Source organism: Xanthomonas sp. NCPPB 1068 (genome assembly GCF_041479385.2).
GTDB lineage: Bacteria > Pseudomonadota > Gammaproteobacteria > Xanthomonadales > Xanthomonadaceae > Xanthomonas > Xanthomonas cannabis.
The window spans coordinates 1-21,980 of record NZ_CM192986.1; the positions used below are offsets into that span (position 1 = coordinate 1).

20 protein-coding genes are annotated in these 21,980 nt (G+C 64.5%); 15 read left to right on the forward strand and 5 right to left on the reverse strand.

What is annotated here, in order from left to right; translation table 11 throughout:
• The 11 genes from dnaA to ACCQ12_RS00055 all read left to right on the forward strand — a co-directional run bounded on the left by dnaA (window position 1) and on the right by ACCQ12_RS00055 (window position 13,308).
• Entirely contained in the window at window positions 1-1,329 is a 1,329-nt protein-coding gene (dnaA, locus tag ACCQ12_RS00005; protein ID WP_355606125.1) for a chromosomal replication initiator protein DnaA, read from the forward strand.
• A gap of 276 nt (window positions 1,330-1,605) precedes the next feature.
• The gene (gene dnaN / locus ACCQ12_RS00010; RefSeq protein WP_039564807.1) at window positions 1,606-2,706 is read left to right on the forward strand and encodes a DNA polymerase III subunit beta; all 1,101 of its coding nucleotides are present in this window, start codon (window positions 1,606-1,608) and stop codon (window positions 2,704-2,706) included.
• 995 nt (window positions 2,707-3,701) lie between these two features.
• Window positions 3,702-4,808, forward strand: coding sequence for a DNA replication/repair protein RecF (recF, locus tag ACCQ12_RS00015; RefSeq protein ID WP_372382612.1), 1,107 nt, complete (start codon window positions 3,702-3,704; stop codon window positions 4,806-4,808).
• 114 nt (window positions 4,809-4,922) lie between these two features.
• A complete protein-coding gene (gene gyrB, locus ACCQ12_RS00020; RefSeq protein ID WP_372382613.1) occupies window positions 4,923-7,367 on the forward strand; it encodes a DNA topoisomerase (ATP-hydrolyzing) subunit B in 2,445 nt (814 codons plus the stop codon).
• Between the two features lie 64 nt (window positions 7,368-7,431).
• Window positions 7,432-8,268, forward strand: a complete 837-nt coding sequence (locus tag ACCQ12_RS00025) for a CPBP family intramembrane glutamic endopeptidase (RefSeq protein ID WP_372382614.1) — start codon at window positions 7,432-7,434, stop codon at window positions 8,266-8,268.
• A 203-nt stretch (window positions 8,269-8,471) separates the two neighbouring features.
• On the forward strand, window positions 8,472-9,278 hold the full coding sequence (locus tag ACCQ12_RS00030) for a M48 family metallopeptidase (RefSeq protein WP_047695583.1): 807 nt from the start codon (window positions 8,472-8,474) through the stop codon (window positions 9,276-9,278).
• 275 nt (window positions 9,279-9,553) lie between these two features.
• Window positions 9,554-10,750, forward strand: a complete 1,197-nt coding sequence (locus tag ACCQ12_RS00035; protein ID WP_047695582.1) for a tetratricopeptide repeat protein — start codon at window positions 9,554-9,556, stop codon at window positions 10,748-10,750.
• A 153-nt stretch (window positions 10,751-10,903) separates the two neighbouring features.
• Window positions 10,904-11,575, forward strand: a complete 672-nt coding sequence (locus ACCQ12_RS00040) for an energy transducer TonB (protein ID WP_039518127.1) — start codon at window positions 10,904-10,906, stop codon at window positions 11,573-11,575.
• An 85-nt stretch (window positions 11,576-11,660) separates the two neighbouring features.
• Window positions 11,661-12,422, forward strand: a complete 762-nt coding sequence (gene exbB / locus ACCQ12_RS00045; protein WP_005912445.1) for a TonB-system energizer ExbB — start codon at window positions 11,661-11,663, stop codon at window positions 12,420-12,422.
• A 46-nt stretch (window positions 12,423-12,468) separates the two neighbouring features.
• Complete coding sequence (locus ACCQ12_RS00050) at window positions 12,469-12,891, forward strand: ExbD/TolR family protein (RefSeq protein ID WP_005912447.1); 423 nt, start codon at window positions 12,469-12,471, stop codon at window positions 12,889-12,891.
• A 3-nt stretch (window positions 12,892-12,894) separates the two neighbouring features.
• Window positions 12,895-13,308, forward strand: coding sequence for an ExbD/TolR family protein (locus ACCQ12_RS00055; protein ID WP_039411682.1), 414 nt, complete (start codon window positions 12,895-12,897; stop codon window positions 13,306-13,308).
• 170 nt (window positions 13,309-13,478) lie between these two features.
• Here ACCQ12_RS00055 and ACCQ12_RS00060 read toward each other — a convergent pair whose 3' ends face one another.
• The 3 genes from ACCQ12_RS00060 to cls all read right to left on the reverse strand — a co-directional run bounded on the left by ACCQ12_RS00060 (window position 13,479) and on the right by cls (window position 16,058).
• Window positions 13,479-14,246 carry a pyridoxine 5'-phosphate synthase gene (locus tag ACCQ12_RS00060; RefSeq protein ID WP_372382615.1) on the reverse strand — a complete coding sequence of 256 codons (768 nt, stop codon included), beginning with the start codon at window positions 14,244-14,246 and terminating at the stop codon, window positions 13,479-13,481.
• A gap of 10 nt (window positions 14,247-14,256) precedes the next feature.
• Window positions 14,257-14,526: a hypothetical protein gene (locus ACCQ12_RS00065; RefSeq protein WP_039411678.1), complete on the reverse strand. Its 270-nt coding sequence runs from the start codon at window positions 14,524-14,526 to the stop codon at window positions 14,257-14,259.
• Between the two features lie 71 nt (window positions 14,527-14,597).
• Window positions 14,598-16,058, reverse strand: a complete 1,461-nt coding sequence (cls, locus tag ACCQ12_RS00070; protein WP_104580363.1) for a cardiolipin synthase — start codon at window positions 16,056-16,058, stop codon at window positions 14,598-14,600.
• A 136-nt stretch (window positions 16,059-16,194) separates the two neighbouring features.
• Here cls and ACCQ12_RS00075 point away from each other — a divergent pair, with 136 nt between their 5' ends.
• Window positions 16,195-17,289: a PA0069 family radical SAM protein gene (locus ACCQ12_RS00075; protein WP_039564133.1), complete on the forward strand. Its 1,095-nt coding sequence runs from the start codon at window positions 16,195-16,197 to the stop codon at window positions 17,287-17,289.
• Between the two features lie 97 nt (window positions 17,290-17,386).
• On the opposite strand, the gene ACCQ12_RS00080 is transcribed toward ACCQ12_RS00075, so the two are convergent.
• On the reverse strand, window positions 17,387-18,088 hold the full coding sequence (locus tag ACCQ12_RS00080; protein ID WP_039411715.1) for a 2OG-Fe(II) oxygenase: 702 nt from the start codon (window positions 18,086-18,088) through the stop codon (window positions 17,387-17,389).
• 194 nt (window positions 18,089-18,282) lie between these two features.
• Window positions 18,283-19,623, reverse strand: a complete 1,341-nt coding sequence (locus ACCQ12_RS00085) for an outer membrane protein transport protein (protein WP_372382616.1) — start codon at window positions 19,621-19,623, stop codon at window positions 18,283-18,285.
• 218 nt (window positions 19,624-19,841) lie between these two features.
• Between ACCQ12_RS00085 and ACCQ12_RS00090 the strand changes: the two genes are divergently transcribed.
• The 3 genes from ACCQ12_RS00090 to ACCQ12_RS00100 all read left to right on the forward strand — a co-directional run bounded on the left by ACCQ12_RS00090 (window position 19,842) and on the right by ACCQ12_RS00100 (window position 21,938).
• The gene (locus tag ACCQ12_RS00090; protein ID WP_039411667.1) at window positions 19,842-20,534 is read left to right on the forward strand and encodes a rhomboid family intramembrane serine protease; all 693 of its coding nucleotides are present in this window, start codon (window positions 19,842-19,844) and stop codon (window positions 20,532-20,534) included.
• 97 nt (window positions 20,535-20,631) lie between these two features.
• Entirely contained in the window at window positions 20,632-20,952 is a 321-nt protein-coding gene (locus tag ACCQ12_RS00095; protein ID WP_047697057.1) for a DUF1820 family protein, read from the forward strand.
• The gene (locus ACCQ12_RS00100) at window positions 20,952-21,938 is read left to right on the forward strand and encodes a D-2-hydroxyacid dehydrogenase family protein (protein ID WP_372382617.1); all 987 of its coding nucleotides are present in this window, start codon (window positions 20,952-20,954) and stop codon (window positions 21,936-21,938) included. Before ACCQ12_RS00095 ends, ACCQ12_RS00100 begins: the two co-directional genes overlap by 1 nt.
• Window positions 21,939-21,980 lie beyond the last annotated feature (42 nt).

A 21,980-nucleotide genomic window follows, 5' to 3' on the forward strand; every position in this document is an offset into this window, starting at 1 on the left:
ATGGATGCTTGGCCCCGCTGTCTGGAACGTCTCGAAGCCGAATTCCCGCCCGAGGATGTCCACACCTGGTTGAAACCCCTGCAAGCCGAAGACCGCGGCGACAGCATCGTGCTGTACGCCCCGAATGCCTTCATCGTCGACCAGGTGCGCGAACGGTACCTGCCGCGCATTCGCGAATTGCTGGCCTACTTCGCCGGCAATGGCGAGGTGGCGCTGGCGGTGGGTTCGCGCCCGCGTGCGCCCGAGCCGGCTCCCGCACCGGTGGCCGCGCCCAGTGCGCCGAGCGTTGCGCCGATGGTGCCGTTCGCCAGCAACCTGGATTCTCACTACACCTTCGCCAACTTCGTGGAGGGTCGCAGCAACCAGCTTGGCCTGGCGGCGGCGATCCAGGCAGCGCAGAAACCCGGCGACCGTGCGCACAACCCATTGCTGCTGTACGGCAGCACCGGCCTGGGCAAGACCCATCTGATGTTTGCCGCAGGCAACGCGCTGCGTGACGCCAACCCGGGCGCCAAGGTGATGTACCTGCGCTCGGAACAGTTCTTCAGCGCGATGATCCGCGCACTGCAGGACAAGGCGATGGACCAGTTCAAACGCCAGTTCCAGCAGATCGATGCACTGCTGATCGACGACATCCAGTTCTTCGCCGGCAAGGACCGCACGCAGGAAGAGTTCTTCCACACCTTCAACGCGCTGTTCGACGGTCGCCAGCAGATCATCCTGACCTGCGACCGCTATCCGCGCGAAGTCGAGGGTCTTGAGCCGCGGCTGAAGTCGCGCCTGGCCTGGGGCCTGTCGGTGGCGATCGATCCGCCGGATTTCGAGACCCGCGCGGCCATCGTGCTGGCCAAGGCACGCGAGCGCGGCGCCGACATTCCCGACGACGTGGCGTTCCTGATCGCCAAGAAGATGCGCTCGAACGTGCGCGACCTGGAAGGCGCACTCAACACCCTGGTGGCACGCGCCAATTTCACCGGCCGCTCGATCACGGTGGAGTTCGCCCAGGAAACGCTGCGCGACCTGCTGCGTGCCCAGCAGCAGGCCATCGGCATTCCCAACATCCAGAAGACCGTGGCGGACTACTACGGCCTGCAGATGAAGGACCTGCTCTCCAAGCGCCGCACGCGCTCGCTGGCGCGCCCGCGTCAGGTCGCCATGGCGCTGGCCAAGGAGCTCACCGAACACAGCCTGCCGGAGATCGGCGATGCGTTTGCCGGCCGTGACCACACCACCGTGCTGCATGCCTGCCGGCAGATCCGCACCTTGATGGAGGCCGACGGCAAGCTCCGCGAGGACTGGGAAAAGCTGATTCGCAAGCTCAGCGAATGAGGCACTGACGCCGATCGCGGTCCACGTGGAAAAAAGCGTGGATGAGTTGGGGTCAAATGCGGGAGAATCTGTGGATAACGTTGCCCTGCAATCCGGGCGGAAAACTATCCACAGGTTTTCCTACCAGACCAGGGGCATTAGTCCAACGGCTTTCGGGTGCTGAAATTCCTTTGGGAACAAAGAGTTATGGTGGTTATCCGCTGAAAACGGCCCTACCATCACCACCAAGCTTTTGATTTATCCATTATTTTTTAAAGCATAGGGGCACGGAACCACATGCGTTTTACACTGCAGCGCGAAGCTTTCCTCAAGCCGTTGGCCCAGGTGGTCAACGTGGTCGAACGCCGCCAGACCTTGCCGGTTCTTGCCAACCTGCTGGTGCAGGTCAAGGACGGGCAAGTCTCGCTGACCGGCACGGACCTGGAAGTGGAAATGATCTCGCGCACGATGGTGGAAGATGCGCAGGATGGTGAAACCACGATCCCGGCGCGCAAGCTGTTCGATATCCTGCGTGCCCTGCCCGACGGCAGCCGCGTCACCATTTCGCAGACTGGCGACAAGGTTACGGTGCAGGCCGGGCGCAGCCGCTTCACCCTGGCGACGCTGCCGGCCAACGATTTCCCGTCTGTCGACGAAGTCGAAGCTACCGAGCGCGTGGGCGTGCCGGAGGCAGCGCTGAAAGAGCTGATCGAGCGCACTGCGTTTGCGATGGCGCAGCAGGACGTGCGGTATTACCTCAACGGCTTGCTGTTCGACCTGCGCGAAGGGCTGTTGCGATGCGTGGCCACCGATGGCCATCGCCTGGCTCTGTGCGAAACCGAGCTTGAAAAGGCCGGCGGTGCCAAGCGTCAGATCATCGTGCCGCGCAAGGGCGTGACCGAGCTGCTGCGCCTGCTGGAAGCAGCAGACCGTGAGGTCGAGCTGGAAGTTGGCCGTAGCCATATCCGCGTCAAGCGCGGGGATGTCACTTTCACCTCGAAATTGATCGACGGCCGTTTCCCTGACTACGAGGCAGTGATTCCGATCGGTGCCGACCGCGAGGTCAAGGTCGACCGTGAAGCCCTGCGTGCGTCGCTGCAGCGTGCGGCAATTCTGTCCAATGAGAAATACCGTGGCGTCCGCGTCGAGGTATCGCCGGGGCAGCTGAAGATCAGCGCGCACAACCCCGAGCAGGAAGAGGCGCAGGAAGAGATCGAGGCGGACACCAAAGTGGATGACCTGGCGATCGGCTTCAACGTCAACTATCTGCTCGACGCGCTTTCAGCACTGCGCGATGAGCACGTCGTTATCCAGTTGCGTGATGCAAATTCCTCGGCCTTGGTGCGCGAAGCCAGCAGCGAGAAGTCCCGTCACGTCGTGATGCCGCTGCGTCTCTGACCTAGCGTTCCACGTGGAACACAAATGCCCGGCGAAAGCCGGGCTTTTTTATGCCCGAGTGCGGACAACACGAAATGCCGTAGGGCCATGGCTAAAGCCGACATGAGCGGGGATCCAGGTAGCTGCAATCCCACGAGCATGCCCGGGAGCAGTAGTTCTGGGCGTGCGCGTCTCCCGACAGTCGCCTGGTCGAAGCAGACAACGCAGGTTAGTTGAGTACATCAGCTTCTACGGGCAGAGCCGCGCTCTTGAGGTGCCAGCTTTTGCCGCCGAACCCGCTGGTCACAGGCCTACTCCCAACAGGTGCCTTCACTCCAAGCATCACGTGCCAGGTATCGGGTATGCGCCGATGACAGAGAGCCCGAGTGATGCGCATAGCAGGGGAAGCCTTGTCCCTCCGGCTGCTCCAGCGACGGCGGGTTTGCAATCCGTCTGTCCAGCACCGTTGGCGCAGTCCTCAAGCGAGGGGATTACCGCCCGCTGCGTCTACCAGCCAGAAAGGCGTGACTGGTCCAGTCCGTGCAGACTCATCTCGAATCGTGTTTTGGCAGAACCGGTCGCGCTGTCGGGGGAGCTATGAACAATCCAAGGAGCGTAAACCTGTTCATATTTCTGCAAACCGCCCGGGAGGATTGGAGCCTTCTTCCGGCGCAAGGAAATCCCCGGTTTAGTTATGCACACCCTGCTCAGCTTTTAAATCTATAAATAACTTAAGAGCTTTGTGGTGATGGTAGGGCCAGATTTCGCCGAAAAGTATACCAACCACTTGTTTCTAAACGAATTTCTTGGGTCGAAACCCTGTGGTCTAACCGGCTTTTGGTGATGTGTAACCTGTGGACAAGGGTCTGCCAACCGGTCGCTGTCGTTTTTGTCCCCAAGTTATCCCCAGGCGGCCCTCAACAATCGATCCCCCGTCGCCGCGCGGACGTCGGGTCAATCACGTATCCTGCGCACCGACCGGACGCTCCGGATCACAGCCCGGAGCACACTCAGCGATGCACGTAGTGCGGTTGTCCATCCATCGACTGCGTCGGTTCGAGACGGTCGAGCTGCACCCTGCCAGCGCGCTGAACCTGTTGACCGGTGACAACGGTGCCGGCAAGACCAGTGTGCTCGAAGCGCTGCACTTGATGGCCTATGGGCGCAGTTTCCGCGGGCGGGTGCGAGACGGCCTGATCCGCCAGGGCTGCAACGATCTGGAAGTCTTTGTGGAGTGGCGCGAGCGCAACGGCGAAGCGTCCGAACGCACCCGCCGCGCAGGTCTGCGACATAGCGGGCAGGAGTGGACCGGGCGGCTCGACGGCGAGGATGTCGCCCAACTGGGTTCGTTGTGTGCAGCGCTGGCGGTCGTCACCTTCGAGCCGGGGAGCCACGTGCTGATCAGCGGCGGTGGCGAACCGCGCCGTCGCTTCCTCGATTGGGGTTTGTTCCACGTGGAACCAGACTTCCTGGCGCTGTGGCGTCGCTACGCCCGGGCGTTGAAGCAACGCAACGCGTTGCTGAAACAGGGCGCGCAGCCACGACTGCTGGACGCTTGGGATCATGAACTCGCCGAGTCGGGTGAAACGCTCACGTCCCGGCGCCTGCGCTACCTCGAACGCCTGCAAGACCGCCTGGTTCCGGTGGCTGCCGCAATCGCCCCGTCGCTAGGCCTGTCTGCCCTGACGTTTGCACCGGGATGGCGACGTCACGAGGTCTCCCTCGCAGACGCATTGTTGTTGGCACGCGAGCGGGACCGCCAGAATGGCTACACCTCGCAAGGTCCGCACCGCACCGATTGGGCGCCCAGCTTCGAGGCGCTTCCCGGCAAGGACACCTTGTCCCGCGGACAGGCGAAATTGACCGCTCTGGCGTGCCTGCTGGCCCAGGCAGAAGATTTTGCCCATGAACGCGGCGAATGGCCGGTCATTGCATTGGATGACCTGGGCTCGGAGCTCGATCGGCACCACCAGGCGAGCGTGCTGCAGCGCCTGGCGGCCGCGCCGGCGCAAGTGATGATCACCGCGACGGAAGTGCCGCCAGGTCTCGCCAACGCAAGCGAACTGCTCACGTTGTTCCACGTGGAACACGGAGCCGTCTCCCGTCAACCGGCGTCAGGCTAAGACCACGGCCGACGCGGGCCGACTGGTATAATTTGCCCCGCTATCCCCCTTTTTCCACGGTGCGAAGCGGCTCGCTGCCGCTGGCGCCCGTGTTGTGGAGCCAACGGCACGCGCATGACCGACGAACAAAACATCCCGACGACACCCAACGGCACCTACGACTCCAGCAAGATCACCGTGCTGCGAGGCCTGGAAGCCGTCCGCAAGCGGCCCGGCATGTACATCGGCGACGTCCATGACGGCACCGGCTTGCACCACATGGTGTTCGAGGTGGTCGATAACTCGGTCGACGAAGCGCTCGCCGGCCATGCCGACGACATCGTGGTGAAGATTCTTGTCGATGGCTCGGTCTCGGTGTCCGACAACGGGCGCGGCGTCCCGGTCGACATTCACAAGGAAGAGGGCGTTTCCGCAGCCGAGGTCATCCTGACCGTGCTGCACGCCGGCGGAAAGTTCGACGACAACAGCTACAAGGTGTCCGGCGGCCTGCACGGCGTGGGCGTCTCGGTGGTCAATGCGCTGTCCGAGCATCTGTGGCTGGACATCTGGCGCGACGGCTTTCACTACCAGCAGGAATATTCGCTGGGCGAGCCGCAATACCCGCTCAAGCAGCTGGAAGCCTCCACCAAGCGCGGCACCACCCTGCGCTTCAAACCGGCGGTCGAGATCTTCAGCGATGTCGAATTCCATTACGACATCCTGGCCCGACGCCTGCGCGAGCTGTCCTTCCTCAACTCCGGCGTCAAGATCACGCTGATCGACGAACGTGGCAAAGGCCGGCGCGACGACTTCCATTACGAGGGCGGCATTCGCAGCTTCGTGGAGCATCTGGCCCAGCTCAAGACCCCGTTGCACCCGAACGTGATTTCGGTGACCGGCGAGCACAACGGCATCGTGGTGGACGTGGCCCTGCAATGGACCGACGCCTACCAGGAGACGATGTACTGCTTCACCAACAACATTCCGCAGAAGGATGGCGGCACGCACCTGGCCGGCTTCCGCGGCGCCCTCACCCGCGTGCTCAGCACCTACATCGAGCAGAACGGTATCGCCAAGCAGGCCAAGGTCTCGCTGACCGGCGACGACATGCGCGAAGGCATGATCGCGGTGCTGTCGGTCAAGGTGCCCGACCCCAGCTTTTCCTCGCAGACCAAGGAGAAGCTGGTCAGCTCGGACGTGCGCCCGGCGGTGGAAAACGCCTTCGGAGCACGGCTGCAGGAGTTCCTGCAGGAGAACCCGAACGAAGCCAAGGCCATCACCGGCAAGATCGTCGATGCCGCGCGCGCGCGCGAGGCCGCCCGCAAGGCGCGCGACCTGACCCGCCGCAAGGGCGCTCTGGACATCGCCGGCCTGCCCGGCAAGCTGGCCGACTGCCAGGAAAAGGACCCGGCGCTGTCGGAGCTGTTCATCGTCGAGGGTGACTCGGCCGGTGGTTCGGCCAAGCAGGGCCGTAACCGCAAGAACCAGGCGGTGCTGCCATTGCGCGGCAAGATCCTCAACGTCGAACGCGCGCGTTTCGACCGCATGCTGGCGTCCGACCAGGTCGGCACGCTGATCACCGCACTGGGCACCGGCATCGGCCGCGACGAGTACAACCCGGACAAGCTGCGCTACCACCGCATCATCCTGATGACCGACGCCGACGTGGACGGCTCGCACATCCGCACCTTGCTGCTGACGTTCTTCTACCGGCAGATGCCGGAGCTGATCGAGCGCGGCTACATCTACATCGGCCTGCCGCCGCTGTACAAGCTCAAACAGGGCAAGAGCGAGCTGTACCTGAAGGACGACGCGGCGCTCAATGCCTACCTGGCCAGCAATGCGGTCGAAGGCGCGGCGCTGATTCCGGCGACCGACGAGCCGCCGATCACCGGCGAGGCGCTGGAAAAACTGCTGATGCTGTTCACCAGCGCCCATGAAGCGATTGCCCGTAACGCGCACCGCTACGACCCGGCGCTGCTTACCGCCCTGATCGATCTGCCGCCACTGGATGTGGAGAAGCTGCAGGCCGAAGGCGACCAGCATCCCACCCTGGATGCACTGCAGGCCGTGCTCAACCGCGGCACGCTGGGCACTGCCCGTTACCAGTTGCGTTTCGATCCGGCAACCGAGAACGCCCCGGCAACGCTGGTGGCTGTCCGTCGCCACATGGGTGAGGAATTCACCCAGGTGCTGCCGATGGGCGCGTTCGAAAGCGGCGAACTGCGTCCATTGCGTGAAGTCTCGCTGGCCCTGCACGACCTGGTGCGCGAAGGCGCCCAGATCGTGCGCGGCAACAAGAGCCACCCGATCACCAGCTTCGCACAGGCACACGCCTGGCTGCTGGACGAAGCAAAGAAGGGCCGCCAGGTGCAGCGCTTCAAGGGCCTGGGCGAAATGAACGCCGAGCAGCTGTGGGAAACCACGGTCAATCCCGATACGCGCCGTCTGTTGCAGGTGCGCATCGAGGACGCAGTGGCCGCCGACCAGATCTTCAGCACCTTGATGGGCGATGTGGTGGAGCCGCGCCGCGATTTCATCGAAGACAACGCGCTGAAGGTGTCCAACCTGGATATCTGAGCCGCCTGCGTACCGGCACAGCGTCACGGCGCTGTGCCGGCGACCCGGTAGTCGCAGGACGATGATGAGCACAGCCCTCCCCCCTCCTCCGGCAGCGCGCCGTGCTGCCGGCCGGCCGCCCTTGCTGTCCGTGCTGACCGGCTTCGGGATCGACGTGTTGATCGCCGTTGGCCTGTTGCTGACTCTGAGCGTGGCAGGTTTTGCGGTCTGGGGCGCCATCCGTGGTATCGGCTACGTGCAGGCGGCCAAGCCGCAGGGCCTGACGCCCTCCTCTGCCGAGGTGATGGCGGCAGTCGGTCAGCCGGGAGTGGTGGTGCAGTTGCTCACTGCATTGGTCAGCACCGCGACGCCCGCTATCCTGCTGTATTTCTGGCGCCGCCGTGCCACCGCCGGTGAACAGGCCGCCTCGCGCGCCGCCGTGCGCCGTTCGTCCACCTGGGGCTGGACGGCGTTGATCGCTGCAAGCGTGTTCCTGCTCAGCAATCTGGTCAGCGTCGCTGCCTCGGCACTGGGCATCAAACCGGTGCCGACCAATCTGCCGCTGATGGAAGAAGCCATCAAGCAGTGGCCGCTGGCCCTGGCGCTGTTTGCGGTGGTGATCGCTCCGGCCTACGAGGAACTGCTGTTCCGTCGCGTCTTGTTCGGCCGCCTGCTGGCCGCTGGCCGCCCCTGGTTGGGGATCGTACTCAGCGGCGCACTGTTCGCCCTGGTGCACGAAGTGCCCGGCATCAGCGGAAACGGCCCGGCGGCCATCGCCCAACTCTGGCTGGTCTACGGCAGCATGGGTGCCGCCTTTGCCTGGCTGTATTGGCGCACCGGCACGCTGTGGGCGCCCATCGCCGCACACGGCATCAACAACGCAACCGCGCTGGCGGCGCTGTACTTTTTCGGCATTGGCTAGCACGACCGACTGTCGCAGCTGGGTTTCTGGCGCGCCCAATGGCAGGCCGGCCGCATTGCGCACTGGCGCAGACGCCACCATCCGCGCGCACGATCCACGCTCCAACACGTCCGGTTCCCTGCGTTTTCCTGTTCGATCCAGGCGGCTTGACGAAAAGTTAAGACGAGCCTGCCAAAATGTCCCCAGGGTTCTAGGGGGATCGAATGAAAGCCAGGCTGTTGATCGTTGTTGCCGTCCTTGCACTGACGGCGTGTGCCACCACAACTTCGCCGACCGGCCGCCGACAGGTGGTGGGGGGCGTATCGCAACAGCAGCTCGACCAGCTTGGCGCGCAGTCGTTCGCGCAGACCAAGGCAAAGGAAAAAGTCAGCACCGACGGCAAGCAGAACGCCTACGTGCAATGCGTGGTCAATGCGCTGGTGGCGCAGTTGCCGCCGCAGTGGCGCGAAACCCGCTGGGAAACCGCACTGTTCGTCGATGACGAGCCTAACGCGTTCGCCCTGCCCGGCGGTAAGGTCGGCGTAAACACCGGCATCTTCACCGTCGCCAAGACCCAGGATCAGCTCGCGGCCGTGCTTGGGCACGAGATCGGGCACGTGATTTCGCGCCACCACGAAGAACGCATCACCCGCCAGCTGGGCGCCCAGACCGGCCTGGGCATCATCGGCGCGCTCGCCGGGGCCGCCTATGGCGACGGCGCGGCCAGCGCGGTCAATCAGGTTGGCGGTATGACCGCCCAGACAGTGTTCCTGCTGCCTGGCTCGCGCACGCAGGAGAGCGAGGCCGATGTGGTCGGGCAGCGCCTGATGGCCCAGGCCGGCTTCGACCCGGCACAGGCAGTGACCTTGTGGCAGAACATGATGGCCGCCAGCGGCAGTCGTCAACCGCAATGGCTCTCGACCCATCCGGACCCAACCAACCGCATCCGCGAGCTCCAGGCCGACGTCAACCAGCTCGAACCGGTGTATCAGCAGGCCAAGCAGAACGGACGCGTGCCGCGCTGTGGCTAGAGCAACTAACGGCAACTGCTGTGCCCTTGTTGACTCGTGCCGGCACTGACCTGGCATCAACGCGCCGCCCACTACACTGCGGCCGCGGGCGCAGCGAGCGGTCGCTTGCTGTTAGCCATGCTAAGACCTTTTTTCGTAACTTCCCTTGCCGCACCACAACATGGAAACCGTTTTCGGGAACTGAGACTTTCTGCTAAGTTTGCCGGCTCAGATTTTTCGTACAGCGTCCATTCCGCTTTTCGCACCGCCCAACGGCGGCTCGTCCGAGGTGAAACATGAAACTGCTCAACCGCAAGCAAGCCCTGTTGTCCCTGTTCATCGCAGCGTCCCTGGGCGGGGCTGTCGTCACCGATGCGGTCGCGCAGTCGGACCGCTCGTCCGAGCGTGCCGCGCGTAAGTCCAAGGGCAACGGCAAGGCCGAAGAGCTGTACCCCCAGTCGACCCGTCAGGCACCGACCATCAAGCCTTCGTCCAAGTTGAGCAGCAAGCTGCAGAAGCTGATCGAAACCTTCAACAAGGGCGAAGACTATCCGGGCGTGCGCACCCAGGCCGACGAGATCCTGGCCAACAGCGCCGCCAACGAGGCCGACAAGGCGCTGGCTGCGCAGCTCGCCGCGCAGGCCGCCTACAACCTGGACGACACCGCTGCCGCCAAGACCTACCTGCAGCAGGCAATCGGCCTGAACGCGCTGGACAACAACGGCCAGTTCCAGTCGATGCTGATGCTGGCGCAGCTGCAGATGCAGGACGACCAGCAGGCCGAAGGCCTGGCCACGCTGGACAAGTATCTGGACGAGAGCAAGTCACAGCGTCCGGAAGACCTGATCCTCAAGGGCCAGGCGCTGTACCAGGCAGAGCGCTACAAGGAAGCGATTCCGGTGCTCAAGCAGGCCATCGCCGCCTCGCCCGAGCCGAAGGACACCTGGAACCAGCTGCTGATGGCGTCCTACGCCGAGGCCGGCCAGACCGGCGAAGCCGTCGCCGCCGCCGAGGCGCTTGCCGCCAAGACGCCCAACGACAAGAAAGCCCAGCTCAATCTGGCCAGCATGTACATGCAGGCCGACCAGATGGACAAGGCCGCAGGCGTGATGGACAAGCTGCGCGCTTCCGGGCAGTTGACCGAAGAGAAGGAATACAAGCAGTTGTATTCGATCTACGCCAACACCGAGAACAAGGAAAAAGACGTCATCGCGGTGATCAATGAAGGTATGCAAAAAGGCATCCTCAAGCCTGATTATCAGACATACCTTGCGCTGGCCCAGTCCTATTACTACAGCGAGGACGTGCCGAAGGCGATCGAGAACTGGCAGAAGGCCGCACCGCTTTCCAAGGATGGCGAGACCTATCTGAATCTGGCCAAGGTGCTGCATTCGGAAGGTCGCATCCCGGAGGCCAAGCAGGCCGCACAGCAGGCGATCGCCAAGGGCGTTAAAAAACCAGAAGACGCGAAGAAGATCATCAACCTGAAGTAAAAAAAGAAAATAAACCCCCGAAATCCCTGTGTTTTTAGTGGTTACAGGACTCGGGATTGGTATAAGCTTGGGAGTTCCTGCGGTGTCAAAGCCGTCCGAAAACCTGGGGATCATCACAGTGATCCGGGCCCCCACTGAAAGAGCCATTGGCGCATGACGGAACAACTCGTTATCCACAGGCATGACTATGATGCCGGGAACCAGGGTCTGAGCTGGGCCCGCATTATCGGTATTGCTTTTGTAATTGCCCTGCACCTCACTGCACTGATGATGTTGCTGATCCCTGCAGTGGCGCCGAAGGCTCCGGCAGAGAAGGAGCGCACCACCATGGTTACCCTGGTGGATGCACCGCCTCCTCCCCCGCCGCCGCCGCCGCCGCCGCCGCCGGAAGACAAGCCGCCACCGCCGGTCAAGAATCTGTCGCCGCCGAAGCCGTCACCGGTTCCGCCGCCGCCGGAAGCCCCGGTGGTCGACGTTCCCGAACCGCGTCCGAGCGATATCGTCACGCCGCCGAGCCCGCCGGCTCCGCCGCAACCGCCGAGTGACATCGGCGCCAGTGTCGATATCTCGTCCAAGAACATGAACCCGCCGAAGTACCCACCGGCTGCATTCCGTGCCGGCGTCCAAGGTGAGGTCATCCTGATCGTGGATGTGGATGCCAGCGGCAACGTGACCAACGTGTCGGTCGAAAAGTCCAGCCGCAACCGCGACCTTGACCGTGCCGCGATGGACGCAGCACGCAAGTGGAAGTTCAACGCCTCCACTGTCAACGGGCAGAAAGCCGCCGGACGTGTCCGCGTCCCGGTCAACTTTGCTCTGAACTGATCCCACGGGCCGGTCACGGCCGGCCCAGGATCCTGTCTTCCTTTCGCTCCACCCTTCATCACCACACACAACAAAGGTAAGCGTCATGCTGCAGGAATTCTTTATCGCCGCCGCTGCAGGGGGCTCCAATCCGTCGGCCGCTCTGTCGCAGATGGGCTTCGAGCACTTGATCACCGAAATGACCTCCAGCCCCGGCGACTTCGCCGTGTCGTGGGTCGTGTTGATCACCCTGATCGCCATGTCCGCCGCTTCCTGGTACTGGACTGTCATCAACATCTTCCGCGCCACCCGCCTGAAGAGCGCGGCTGACCGCGTCACCACCGCGTTCTGGGATGCCCCGAATGCACAGGACGCCATCCGCGCGATGGAAGAACAGCCGGCTTCCGAGCCGTTCTCGAAGATCGCACTGGACGCAGCGCAGGCTGCTGCTCACCACCAGCGCGCCGAAGGCAGCACCGGTGGCCTGGGCGAGAGCCTGAGCCGTTCGGAGTTCGTCGACCGCGCCCTGCGTCAGGCCGTGACCCGCGAAAGCACCAAGCTGCAGTCGGGCATGACCCTGCTGGCCACCGTCGGTGCGACCGCGCCGTTCGTCGGTCTGCTCGGTACCGTGTGGGGCATCTACGGCGCGCTGATCAAGATCGGTGCAACCGGTTCGGCCTCCATCGACGCCGTTGCCGGCCCGGTGGGTGAAGCGCTGATCATGACCGCGATCGGTCTGTTCGTCGCCATCCCGGCCGTGTTCGCGTTCAACTTCTTCTCCAAGGTCAACAGCTCGGTGATCGCCAAGTTCGACACCTTTGCCCACGACCTGCACGACTTCTTCGCCACCGGTTCGCGCGTTCGCTAATCCGGTTGTAAAGAACGCCTTCGCAACGATTTAGACGGAGCCCGTTATGGCCTTCAGTAGTGGAAACAGCGGCGGCCCGATGGCCGACATCAATGTGACGCCCCTCGTGGACGTGATGTTGGTGCTGCTGATCATCTTCATCATTACGGCACCGCTGATGTCCCACAAGGTCAAGGTGGAGCTGCCAGAGGCCAACTTGATCCAGAAGGAAGATGCGGAGAAACGCGCCGCGCCGATCACCCTGGCCGTCAAGGAAGACGGGTCGCTGTACTGGAACGATGAGCCGATCTCCAAGGAAGCCCTGGAGTCGCGCCTGTCCACCGCCGCACAGCAGACCCCGCAACCGCCGCTCAACCTGCGCGGCGACCGCACGACCAAGATGCGTACGATCAACGAGATCACCAAGATCGCGCAGGGTCAGGGCATGCTGGACGTCGGTTTCGTTGCAACCAAAGTGAAGGGGCAGTAAGCCATGGCATTTAGTACTGGTGGAAGCCGTGGGCCGATGGCCGACATCAACGTCACGCCCCTGGTGGACGTGATGCTGGTGCTGCTGATCATCTTCATCGTGACCGCGCCGATCATGACGTATCCGATCGCCGTGGATCTGCCGCAGCGGGTGCTCAACCCGCCACCGCAGACGACCGAACCGCCGCCGCCGATCGAGCTGCGTATCGACGCCAGCAACCAGGTGTTCTGGAACAACAGCCCGACGCCGGTTGATCAGCTGCAGCAGAAGATGGAAGAAGTAGTGCAGGCCGATCCGACCAATCAGCCGGAACTGCGCATCGATGCAAATCAGGATGCGGAGTACGAGGTGATGGCGAAGGTGCTGGCCGCTGCGAAGAACTCGCAGATGAAGAAAATCGGCTTCATGCAGCAGTAAACGCATCTGCAAGACCGCAACACAACAGTCATGACGCGACTGCAACGCCACCGGAAACGGTGGCGTTTTTTTATGCCTGCTGCGTGACCCGAAGTGCTTGCCGCCAATCCGGCAGATTGCTCACTGATCGATCCGGGCGATGATCGAACGCCGGCATCACCCGGCCAAACTCAGGCGCTAGCGCGGGCGGTATCCAGGAGCCGGACGTAGGCGCGCACGGTCGCATCCAATCCTTGATACAGCGCTTCGCTGATCAGGGCGTGGCCGATGGACACTTCCAGCACGCCCGGGACAGCGGCGAGAAAATCGCCAAGGTTGGCTTGCGACAAGTCATGCCCGGCATTGATGCCCAGCCCGGCGGCGCTGGCGCGCTGCGCGGCACCGGCGAACAGTGCGAGCGCTGCATCCGCTGGCCCGCCCGCATGCGCGTACGCGTACGGACCGGTATACAACTCGATGCGGTCTGCACCGAGCATGGCGGCGCGTGCGATGTCCGGGTTGCCCGCGTCGACGAACAGGCTGACGCGGCTACCGAGATCCTTGAACGCGGCGATCAACGCGGCAAGTTGGGTGGTGTCCTGCGCGAAATCGAAGCCATGGTCGGAGGTCAGCTGCCCATCACCATCGGGCACCAGCGTGACCTGTTGCGGCCGCGTGGCACGGCACAGCTCCAGCAGCCCCGGATAGCCGGTGCGCGGAGGGGCGAACGGGTTGCCTTCGATATTGAATTCCACGCCGTGCTCGCGCGTGAGTGCGCTCAACGCCAGGACATCGTCGGAGCGGATGTGGCGTTGATCCGGGCGTGGATGCACGGTAATGCCGTGTGCGCCGGCTCCCAGGGAGGTGCGGGCGGCCTCCACCACGTCCGGGTCGGTGCCGCCGCGCGAATTGCGCAGCACCGCGATCTTGTTGACGTTGACGCTGAGTTGGGTGGTCACGGTCGTGCGCTCAGGCCTGCGGCTCGCCATCGCGGGCGGCGGCCAGTGCCGCGGCCTTGCGGGCCTCGGCCACCTCGCGCAGCCGGCGCAGTTCGGCCGGGTCGATCATGCTGCTGGTGTCGCGCTGGGTGTCGTCCATGCGCGAGGCAAACCAGCCACGCGTCCACAACAGCAACAGCACCAGTGCCACCAACAGCGACACCACCAGCAACCACACGTGCGGCGTGCTGAACGCCAGCACGAGCGCACCTAGTGCCATAAGCAGAAACAGCCAGTGCATGACGAGCTCCCCGATGAGTGGCGGCAGTGTAGCGCTGCGTCCGGTTCGGTTCCACGTGAGCCGGGGGCGTTTCAGAGCAGTGGCGACAGCAGCCGCGCAAAGGCTTCGGGCAGGCGCGAACGCAGCAGCGGGCGATGGCGCGCAAAGCGCACCTCCTGGGCGTGTTGCAGGTCGGTGCCGATCAGGCCGGCCAGCTCGGCGGCCACTGCCTGGTCGCGGAACAGCATCGACAGTTCGAAGTTGAGGCGGAAGCTGCGGCTGTCGAAATTGGCGCTGCCGACGATGCTGACATCGTCGTCGGCCAGCAGTGCCTTGGTGTGCAGCATGCGCGGGCCGTACTCGTAGATGCGCACGCCGGCTTCGAGCAGCTCATCGAAATACGAGCGCGCCGCATAGGTCACCAGGCGCGAGTCGCTGACCCGCGGCACCAGCAGGCGCACATCCAGACCGCCCAGCGCAGCCGAGGTCAGTGCCATGCGCGCGGCTTCGCCCGGAACGAAGTACGGCGTCACCAGCCAGACCCGATGCCTGGCCTCGTGGATGGCGGCGACCATCAGCCGGTGGATGGATTCCCAGGAGGAATCTGGACCGGACACCAGCACCTGTGCATCGACCGTGCCCTGGGCGCGCGTGGGCATGTCCTCCGGCCACAACTGCTGGCCCTGGAAGGCGGCGCGCCCCTGCCGGGTGGCATAGAGCCAGTCTTCCAGAAACACCAGTTGCAGGCTGCGCACCACGTGGCCCTGCAGCCGCACATGCAGGTCGCGATAGGCATCGCCGCGCACCTGCTCGTTCTCTTCGTCGGTGACATTGATGCCGCCGGTGAAACCGACCCGGCCATCGATGACGATCACCTTGCGATGGGTGCGCAGATTCAGCCACGGCCGTTTGAACGGCTTGAGAAATTGCGAGGGATGGAACCAGGCAGTTTCCACGCCGGCCTCGCGCAAGGTGCGCAGCGCCCGGCGGGTCATGGCCGACGAGCCGATCGCATCCAGCAGCAGGCGGACCTTGACCCCGGCGCGTGCACGCTCCATCAGCGCAGCGCAGATCGCGGTGCCGCTGTGGTCGGGCTGGAAGATGTAGTACTCCAGGTGGATATGGTCGCGTGCGCTGCGGATCGCCTCGATGATGGCGGCATAGGTTGCCGCGCCATCCACCAGCCAGTGCACTTCGGTGGCGCTGCTTGGCGCAAGCCCGGTGGTGGACTGGGCGATCTTGGCCAGCTCGGTGCAGTCGGCATCTGGCGGGCAGACGCTGCTGTAGCTTTCCATGCCCGAGCGGGAGCGGCCGCGACGCAGGCGTTGCCGCTTCACCTTCTGCGGGCCGAGCCAGTAATAGATCAGCAGCCCCAGGTAGGGCAGCGCAGCCAGCGACAATACCCAGCTCAGCGTCGCCACCGGCTCACGCTTTTGCAGCACGATCCAGCCGGCGATCCATAGCAGGTAGAGCACGTAGGCGGCGAGGAGGAGCGCTTCGAGGTGGGGAATAGTGGCCAGCCAATCCCACGCGCCCTGGACCAGTGCGAGCATGTGCGGATTCTACGGGGCGTACGCGGCGCTGCGCTGACCGCGGCGCCAACGCACCGCACTGGCAGCGGTCTGAAAGCTTCATCGTGTTGAACGCCCGGTCGCGGCGGATGAGACGCGACCGCCCTACGATGGCGCAATGGCAAGCGCAATCAAGGGCCGCGGTGCGACCGGCCACCTGCCCGGACGGTTCGAGGTCACCACACCGCAGGCCGTGGACGACGGCTGGCACGTGGACGACAGCGAAGAGTTCGCTGCCGGTGTGTTGCGCACGCAGGTCACCGAAGAAACCGCGCGCAGCATCATCAGCCGCAACCAGTCGCCGGACATCGGCTTCTCGCAATCGGTCAATCCGTATCGGGGGTGCGAGCACGGCTGCAGTTACTGCTTTGCGCGGCCCTCGCACGCGTACCTCAATCTGTCGCCCGGGCTGGATTTCGAGACCAGGCTGTTCGCCAAGACCAATGCGCCGGATCTGCTGCGGCGCGAGTTGTCGCGACCGAGTTATGTGCCCAGCCCGATCGCGCTGGGCATCAACACCGATGCCTACCAGCCGATCGAACGCAAACGCGCGTTGACGCGTCGGTTGATCGAGGTGCTGTGGGAGACGCGGCATCCGTTCACGCTGATCACCAAGAACGCATTGGTCACCCGCGACCTGGATCTGCTGGCCCCGCTGGCGCGCGAGAACCTGGTCAACGTGCATTTCTCGGTGACCACGCTGGACCCGCATCTGTCGGCCAAGCTCGAACCGCGTGCGTCCGCGCCGCATGCACGTCTGCGTGCGATGCGCACCCTGCACGAGGCGGGCGTGCCGGTGGGGGTGATGGCAGCGCCGGTGATCCCGTGGATCAACGACCATGAGCTGGAAGCGATTCTGCAGGCCGCCGCCGAGGCCGGCGCCAGCAGTGCCGGATACGTGCTGCTGCGGCTGCCACACGAAGTGGCGCCGTTGTTTCGCGACTGGCTGCAGACCCATCACCCGCAGCGCGCGGCGCACGTGATGAGCACCATCCAGCAGCTACGCGGCGGCAAGGACTACGACAGCAGCTTCGGTACCCGCCTGCGTGGGCAGGGCGTGTATGCGGACCTGCTGGCGCGCCGTTTTGCGCTGGCCCACCGCCGCGCCGGCTTCGACACGCGTGAGATGCCGGCGCTGGACTGCAGCGCCTTCCGCCGCCCCGCTCCACCGGCCAAGCCGGTGCCGCAATCGCCGCAAGGCAGTCTGTTCTAGGGGCGGGGAATCGGGATTGGGGAATCGAGAATCGGAACAGCAAGAGCCGCGCTGCTGCGAATTGCTGTTGCCGTTGCGATTCCCTACTCCCGATTCCCTATTCCCCGCCGTACAAGGCCCCTGCCGACTGGAACAGGATCCAGCTGGTGGCGATGAACTTGTCGCCGCCGACCGGGCGGTTGCCACGGTGGGTATGGGTGAAGGCAGTGGGAGCGATCAACAGGCTGCCGGTGCGCGGGCGCGCCTTGCGCTGCTGGAACAGGAATTCGGTTTCGCCCTGCTCGAATTCGTCGTTGAGGTACAGCGTCCACAGCAGGTGCCGGTGCAATGTGTCGGCACTGGCATCGCGTGGATACAGCTCGCAATGCCAGTACGGGTAGCCGCCCTGATCGGCGGCATACCACTGCAGATTGATCGCGCCCGGACGCAGGCAGGTGCGTGCCAGGTCACCCAGCGCCTGGTCGCTCATTTGCGCGATGTCTTCGGCCACCAATCGATGCGGGGTGCCGTCGGCGGTGGTGACCTGCAGCATCAACGGCGAGATCAAGGCCTGTGGATAGTGCCGCAGATAGCTCAGCACCCCGTCGAAGACCGCCTGTTGAAGGCGCGCTTCGACGTCTGCCCATTCGGCGATGCCGCTGATGCGCAGGTCGCGGCTGTGCTTGAGGTCTGGAAACACGCCGCCACCGATGCGCCCGGGATGCAGCTGCTGGCTGTCGCGCATGCGGTGCACGATGGCCGCGCAATCGGCGCGCGAAACGGCGTTGTCGGTGACCTGGATGAAGTCGGGTTGGCTCATGCGCACGACCATAGCAATCTGCAGCACCCCTGCACAGCTCGCCTGTCCCCCCTGCGCTGCCGCTACGTGTGTCGCTTTGTATTCGTGGACGAGTGACACCGGCGCACGGCCTGACGCCGCGTATGCGCGCGCATCGCGACAAAAAAAACCCCGCCGAAGCGGGGTTTTTCAGCATCCAACGCGGGTTGCGACGATCAGAACTTGTAGTTGACCGATGCAGCCAGGATGTTGCCCTGCACATCATAGGTACCGGCCAGACGGTCGCCGGTGGCGCTGACCGTGTCGCTGCTCGGGTCGCTGACGAACAGGTGGGTGTAGCCGAAGTTGTACTCGGCCTGCTGCGACGGACGCCAGCTCAGACCCACCGACAGCCACTTGCGGCTGTTGTCGGGCACGCGCACGTCGCGGTGTTCGGCAGTGGTCGGGGTCTGGTCGAACGCTACGCCGCCACGCAGGGTCAGCGTCTCGCTCATGCGGTAATCGGCACCGATCGAGGCGAAGGTGGTGTCGCGGTACGAGAAGTCCAGCACGGTGTTGGGCTGGTTGGAGGCGAAGTCCAGCGTCACCTGGTCGAACTTGCTCCAGGCGGTGCGGGTGACGTCGGCCATGATCGACCACTGCTCATTCACGTTGTGCGTGAAGCTGGCGGTGGCGCTGGCCGGCAGCTTGACGGTGGCGCGGCCACTGGTGTCGATGAAGGTGCCTGGGGCGGCACGTGCGAACACGGCCGACGCATTCGGCGGAATGGTGAAGTCGACATCCGCGCCGGTGATCTTGTGCTCTACCTGCGAGCGGTAGCTGAAACCGAGGTGGGTGTTCTCGTCGATGCTGAACAGGCCACCGAGGGTGAAGCCCACTTCGGTGCTGTGGCCCTTCATCTTCAGCGAGCCGTCGGCGTTGCCCGGTGCAAAGCCCGGAACGCGCGAACGCGCCAGGATCGAGCCGGCATCCACTGCGTTGCCCAGTTCGATATCCAGGCGCTCGGCGAACACCGACGCACCGAAGGACACGTACGGGTTCACGTCGTAGGAGAACGCCACGTTGAAGTCGATTGCCTGCAGCTCGGTCTTGGTGCCGTGGTAGCGGCCGACCCAGTCACGGTCGTAGTCGGTCTTGAAGCCGAACGGCACGGTGAGCGAAGTGCCCAGGTGCATGTTGTCGTTCTCGCCGAACGGCACGTGGAAGTACATCGCCGGGACCGGCGCGATCATGCCGGCATCGCCGCCGTTGCCGCCGGACACCGGGGCGCCGTTGGCGTAGGTCGCGGTGTCGGGCTGGAACTTGGCCGAGAACTGGATGGCGCTGACGTCGGCCTGGAACAGGCGGCCGTCGAGCTGGCGCATGCCGGCCGGGTTGTTGACGATGATCGAGGCATCGTCCGGGGCGCTGCCCGAGCCTGCAAACGCGCGGCCCAGGCCCTTGGCGCTGTTTTCCTTCAGCTGAAATGCGGCGCCGTGCGCCTGGCCAACGGCCAGCACACCGGCAATCCCAACGGCCAGCAGGGTGGCGCGGCTAAGAGTGGAAGCGGTAGACATAAGTTGTAGCTCTCCGGATAAGGACTGCAATGGTCGGTTCAGCGCCCGCGCCCAGCACCAATCCAGTGCCTGGAGCGCGCCGGAGACCCCCCCCCGACATACGACGCCGTACGCAGTATACCCACGACGATTAACCGAACAATAACGACCGGCACGCTGAACGCGCCGGTGGGTTAGGGCTGGGTTCAGGACGGTGGACCGGCTATTGTGCGTCTCCGATGTTCGTCTCCCTCCCCTCCCGCAAGAAACCCACCCCACGCTGGGCGGTGCCTCTGCTGTTCGCCGCGGTATGGCTGGCCTATCTGTGGTCGATCAGCCGCCCCGGAGAGGCGCGCAATACGCTGTGGCTGGACTGGGGCGCATTGTCCAGCGGCGTCTCCAACCTGGGCGACTGGTGGGCGACCCTGCGCGACGGCAGCGTGCTGCGGTTGTTCACGGCGCTGTTCCTGCATGCGGACTGGTCGCATCTGCTCGGCAACCTGGTGTTCCTGTTGATCTTCGGGCTGCCGGCCGAGCGCATCCTGGGGCCGTGGCGATTGCTGCTGCTGTTCCTGCTCGGTGGGGCCGCGTCCAACCTGGCGGCGATCTTTGCGATCGGCACGCCGGACCGGGTGATCATCGGCGCCTCCGGCGCAGTGTCGGCGCTGATCGGCACCTACCTGGCGCTGTTTCCCGGCGCCAAGCTCGGCGTGGTGCTGCCGCTGGGCGTGTTCCTGGAATTCATCCGGGTGCCGGCACCCCTGCTGATCGGGGCGTGGGCGCTGCTGCAGGTGGTGTTTGCCTACATCGGCCCGGCCTTCGGCATGGTGGCGTGGTCGGCGCACATCGCCGGCTTCGTGTTCGGCATCGTCTACGGCTTGTACGTGCGCGCGGCGATCGCACGGCGGCTGCGCAAGCGCCACGGGTTCTAGCGCAACGCGCACATAGGTGCGTGTCGGCGCGCTCTGCGCACGGTTGCCGACCACCTGGCGCTGCATGCACTGCAATGGCGCGCCTATAATCGGGCGCATGTCCAAGCCCCTGTACAAAGTCACCTTCCTCAATCACGGCAAGGTGTACGAGCTCTACGCGCGTGAGGTCACCGGCAGCCATCTGTGGGGCTTCAACCAGATCGGCGAGCTGGTGTTCGACGTGCACGACGGGCTGGTGGTGGACCCCACCGAAGAACGCCTGCGCGAAGAGTTCGGCAACACCAAGACGCTGCACCTGCCGATGCAGAGCATCGTGCGGATCGAAGAAGTGGAGAAGAAGGGCCAGTCGGTGATCCGCGACGCGGCCACCGGCGACAAGGTGGTCACTCCGTTCCCGCTGCCGGGCAAACCGCGCTGATGCGCATCCTGGTGCCCGACGACTATCAGGGCGCCGTGTGCCAACTGCCCTGCCTGCAGCGGATGCAGGGCCATGATGTGCAGGTGCTGGGGGCGCTGGCCACCGATCCCGACGAGCGCGCCGAGCAGCTGGCCGACGCCGATGCGCTGGTGTTGATCCGCGAGCGCACCGGCGTGGATGCCGCGCTGCTGCAACGGCTGCCGCGACTGAAACTGATCAGCCAGACCGGGCGCGTGGGCGCGCACGTGGATGTGGCTGCATGCACGCAGTCTGGCGTCGCGGTGGCCGAAGGTGTCGGCTCACCGGTGGCGCCGGCCGAGCTGACCTGGGCCTTGATCCTTGCGGCCAGCCGCCGTTTGAGCGAGTACCAGCGTGCCCTGCATCAGGGCCGCTGGCAGGCGCTGGGCGACCCTGGCTTGGGCCGTGTGCTGCACGGCCGCACCCTCGGTCTCTGGAGTTACGGACGCATCGGCCAACGCGTGGCCGGGTTCGGACGCGCATTCGGCATGCAGGTACTGGTGTGGGGCGGCGATGCGTCCTGCGCGCAGGCTGTGCGCGACGGCTTTGCGATCGCGGGCAGCCGCCAGGAATTGTTTGAACGTAGCGATGTGCTGTCGCTGCATCGGCGCCTGACGGCGCAAACGCGTCACGACGTCACTGCGCAGGATCTGGCGCACATGCGTGGCGATGCGCTGCTGGTCAACACCAGCCGCGCCGAACTGATCGCCCCCGGCGCCCTGCTGGCCGCGCTGGATGCTGGCCGGCCCGGGCAGGCGGCGGTGGATGTGTTCGAGCACGAGCCGGTGCTCGACCCGCGCGATGCGCTGCTGCGACACCCGCGGGTGCTGGCCACCCCGCACCTGGGCTATGTGGAACGCGACAGCTACGCGCTGTATTTCGAAGCGGCATTCGACAACGTGCTGGCGTTTGCGGCCGGCACGCCGCGCAATCTGGTCAATCCGGACGCGCTGGCCATCGCGCGCTGATGCGGTTCATGCGTGGCGAGTGGGCTCACGTCAGCCGATGAC

Excerpts from the sequence above, each read along its gene's own strand:
- ACCQ12_RS00065 (WP_039411678.1), bottom strand. The coding sequence starts at position 14,526 with ATGCACTGGCTGTTTCTGCTTATGGCACTAGGTGCGCTCGTGCTGGCG.
- cls (WP_104580363.1), bottom strand. The coding sequence starts at position 16,058 with ATGCTCGCACTGGTCCAGGGCGCGTGGGATTGGCTGGCCACTATTCCC.
- ACCQ12_RS00080 (WP_039411715.1), bottom strand. The coding sequence starts at position 18,088 with ATGAGCCAACCCGACTTCATCCAGGTCACCGACAACGCCGTTTCGCGC.
- ACCQ12_RS00035 (WP_047695582.1), top strand. The coding sequence starts at position 9,554 with ATGAAACTGCTCAACCGCAAGCAAGCCCTGTTGTCCCTGTTCATCGCA.
- ACCQ12_RS00025 (WP_372382614.1), top strand. The coding sequence starts at position 7,432 with ATGAGCACAGCCCTCCCCCCTCCTCCGGCAGCGCGCCGTGCTGCCGGC.
- ACCQ12_RS00085 (WP_372382616.1), bottom strand. The coding sequence starts at position 19,623 with ATGTCTACCGCTTCCACTCTTAGCCGCGCCACCCTGCTGGCCGTTGGG.
- ACCQ12_RS00095 (WP_047697057.1), top strand. The coding sequence starts at position 20,632 with ATGTCCAAGCCCCTGTACAAAGTCACCTTCCTCAATCACGGCAAGGTG.
- ACCQ12_RS00055 (WP_039411682.1), top strand. The coding sequence starts at position 12,895 with ATGGCATTTAGTACTGGTGGAAGCCGTGGGCCGATGGCCGACATCAAC.
- exbB (WP_005912445.1), top strand. The coding sequence starts at position 11,661 with ATGCTGCAGGAATTCTTTATCGCCGCCGCTGCAGGGGGCTCCAATCCG.
- gyrB (WP_372382613.1), top strand. The coding sequence starts at position 4,923 with ATGACCGACGAACAAAACATCCCGACGACACCCAACGGCACCTACGAC.
- ACCQ12_RS00050 (WP_005912447.1), top strand. The coding sequence starts at position 12,469 with ATGGCCTTCAGTAGTGGAAACAGCGGCGGCCCGATGGCCGACATCAAT.
- ACCQ12_RS00100 (WP_372382617.1), top strand. The coding sequence starts at position 20,952 with ATGCGCATCCTGGTGCCCGACGACTATCAGGGCGCCGTGTGCCAACTG.
- ACCQ12_RS00030 (WP_047695583.1), top strand. The coding sequence starts at position 8,472 with ATGAAAGCCAGGCTGTTGATCGTTGTTGCCGTCCTTGCACTGACGGCG.
- recF (WP_372382612.1), top strand. The coding sequence starts at position 3,702 with ATGCACGTAGTGCGGTTGTCCATCCATCGACTGCGTCGGTTCGAGACG.
- ACCQ12_RS00040 (WP_039518127.1), top strand. The coding sequence starts at position 10,904 with ATGACGGAACAACTCGTTATCCACAGGCATGACTATGATGCCGGGAAC.
- ACCQ12_RS00075 (WP_039564133.1), top strand. The coding sequence starts at position 16,195 with ATGGCAAGCGCAATCAAGGGCCGCGGTGCGACCGGCCACCTGCCCGGA.
- dnaN (WP_039564807.1), top strand. The coding sequence starts at position 1,606 with ATGCGTTTTACACTGCAGCGCGAAGCTTTCCTCAAGCCGTTGGCCCAG.
- dnaA (WP_355606125.1), top strand. The coding sequence starts at position 1 with ATGGATGCTTGGCCCCGCTGTCTGGAACGTCTCGAAGCCGAATTCCCG.
- ACCQ12_RS00090 (WP_039411667.1), top strand. The coding sequence starts at position 19,842 with ATGTTCGTCTCCCTCCCCTCCCGCAAGAAACCCACCCCACGCTGGGCG.